This is a genomic window from Steroidobacter sp., assembly GCF_016790065.1.
Classification (GTDB): Bacteria; Pseudomonadota; Gammaproteobacteria; order Steroidobacterales; family Steroidobacteraceae; genus Steroidobacter.
The window spans coordinates 1-2,387 of the sequence record NZ_JAEUPY010000877.1 but is presented as its reverse complement, the minus strand read 5'-3'; the positions used below and the strand labels follow the sequence as shown (position 1 = coordinate 2,387).

Genomic DNA, 2,387 nt, shown 5'->3' with positions numbered 1-2,387 from the left:
AGTAAAGGTATTCAAGAAATACTTGTTCGGATAGAACGAGGCAATCTCGCTCTTCCATTTCTTGGCCGGATCGACTGTGCCCTCGGCAGTCGCGAGGTACACCTTCTTGGTCTTGGGATCCAACGCCATGGTGCGCGCGTACGGGCGCGTCGTGGTCGCTTCGGCCAGCTTGTAAGTGTTGGCATCGACCTGATCGATGATCACCAGCGTGCCGTCGAAACCGTTGGAGGTATAGATCTTGCGCGCGTCGGCATCGAACACCACGACATCGTTGCCCCGGCCGATGGTGGGACTGGCCACGACCTTGCCGTTGGCCGGATCGATCACCAGCAGGACCGGACTGTTGCCGCGGCAACTCACGAACAGCCGCTTGTTGGCAGCATCGTAGGCCACCCCATTGGGCAGCTCGCAGTTGGCCGGACTCCATTCCTGCACCACCTGGCGCTTCTTCATGTCGATGCGAATCACCTTGTTACGGTCACGCAGCGCCATGTACATGTTGCCGTTGCCATCGGCCGCGGTGCCTTCCAACTTCTCGCTATCGATATCCAGCGTGCCGAGCGTCTTGCCCGTCTTGGCATCGAGGAACGCCGCGCGCTTGCTGTCACCCATGGTGATCAGCAACTGCTTGGTGACCGGATCGTAGAAGGCATTGTCAGCGTCCTTGCCGAACTTGACTCGCTCCAGCGCCTTGAGCGTGGAAATCTGGAAAATGGTCGCCGAGCCGTCCAGGTTGGTCACATAGCCGCGGTCGAACTCCGGCACCAGCGTGATGGCGTTGCCGCCGACCGTGTTCTCGATCGTGCCGGTAATGCGCTTGGCCTGCGTGTCGTAGATCAGCACACCGTCCTCTCGCCGGGAGATATACAAGTAGTTGTGGCTAGGATCGAAGGTCAGGTAATCCCAGTTGGGGACATTGGGACTTTCGATGGTCAGTGCGGACTCCAGCCGATAGAACGGCTCGGCCTGCGCGCTCGCCATGAACGACCCAGCAACCAATACAGCGGCAATACGTAACATGCACTCTCCCCCGAAGCCGCACGGCGGCCATCGTTGATACCCGTTGATACTCGTTGGTTCTTGGGCGCCGACTGTAGCGGTGCAGCCTGTCGCGAAAGTGAATCGAACCTGAAAGAAAATTCAGGCAAGGCAATTCGCCAAGATCGTGCTCGCGCCGCCGGTGACAACTGAGGTTAAATGCCAGGGTGAAAGTGCTCATCGTCGAGGATCAGAAACGGCTGGCCGAGTTCTTGCGTCGCGGGCTCGGAGAACGCGCCTATACGGTCGCCTGCGCAGGCAGCTGTAGCGAGGCGCGCAATGCGCTGTGCGAAGCCCATTACGACTTGGTGGTGCTCGACCTCGGCCTGCCCGACGGCGACGGCCTGGATCTGCTGGCCGAATGGCGACGCAGCGGCTTCAGTGAACCGGTGCTGATTCTCAGCGCCCGCGACAGCGTGCAGGATCGCATCCGCGGCCTGGACCTCGGCGCCGACGACTACCTGCCCAAACCTTTCAGCCTCGAGGAGTTGTTGGCACGAGTGCGCGTACTTTTGCGTCGCCAGACCAGCGTCAAGCAAACGTTACTCCAGCATCGCGACATCACCGTCGACCTGCTCGGGCGCAGCGTGCAAGTCGCCGGCCAGCCGCTCGAACTCACCAGTCGCGAGTTCGCATTGCTGGAAACCTTCATGCACAACCCCGGCCGCATTCTGACGCGCACGCTGATCTGCGAAAAAATCTGGGAATCGAACTACGACGTCGACACCAATCTACTGGACGTCTACATGAGCCGCCTGCGAGGCAAGCTGGAAGCTGCTGCCAACCGGCCGGTGTTCAAAACCGTGCGCGGCGTCGGCTATCAACTGTTATGAGATCGATCGGTGCGCGGCTGGCAACGTGGTATGCACTGACCGCGACCGTTCTGTTCGCATCGTTGTCGGTGGCCGGTTACTTTCTACTACAGACGCATCTGATTCGGGGCCTGGATCTGCTCAACGCCGCCGAATTCGCGCAGATAAAGGCCCGGCTGGGCGCCGACTACCACGGCCTGGATCGCAGCGGCGTGGATGCCCGCATTCGCGAGACCACCGAATATTCCTCCGTCCTGTTCTACATCGACATTCATTCCGGCACACAGACGTTGTTTCGTTCCAGCAACTTGCACGGCGAGAGCATTCCCGACGTCCGCGGCGAGCGTGTGTTCGATGCACACGTGACCGGCGTCGGCGAACTGCGCGTCGGCGAGTTCATTCTCGCACCGTTCGACGTCATGATCGCGACTCCGGTGCAGCCGGTACGCCGTGTCATGGAAGGTTATGTCGAGGTGTGCGGCATCTTGCTCGCCATCATGCTAGCGCTGAGTGCAATCGTCGGCTATGTGCTCAGCA

General features: G+C 60.2%; 2 protein-coding genes and 1 pseudogene. 2 read left to right on the top strand and 1 reads right to left on the bottom strand.

The genetic code is table 11. The annotated features are described in order from the left end of the window. The coding region (locus JNL55_RS35180) for a YncE family protein (RefSeq protein WP_293866009.1) at positions 1-1,020 on the bottom strand (1,020 nt) is incomplete at its 3' end. A 185-nt stretch (positions 1,021-1,205) separates the two neighbouring features. Here JNL55_RS35180 and JNL55_RS35175 point away from each other — a divergent pair. Together JNL55_RS35175 and JNL55_RS35170 are read left to right on the top strand one after the other, a co-directional pair. Then, positions 1,206-1,871: a response regulator transcription factor gene (locus JNL55_RS35175; protein WP_293866006.1), complete on the top strand. Its 666-nt coding sequence runs from the start codon at positions 1,206-1,208 to the stop codon at positions 1,869-1,871. Further along, a pseudogene (locus JNL55_RS35170) lies at positions 1,868-2,387 on the top strand (two-component sensor histidine kinase); the annotation flags it as partial. The gene JNL55_RS35175 and the pseudogene JNL55_RS35170, both read left to right, overlap by 4 nt.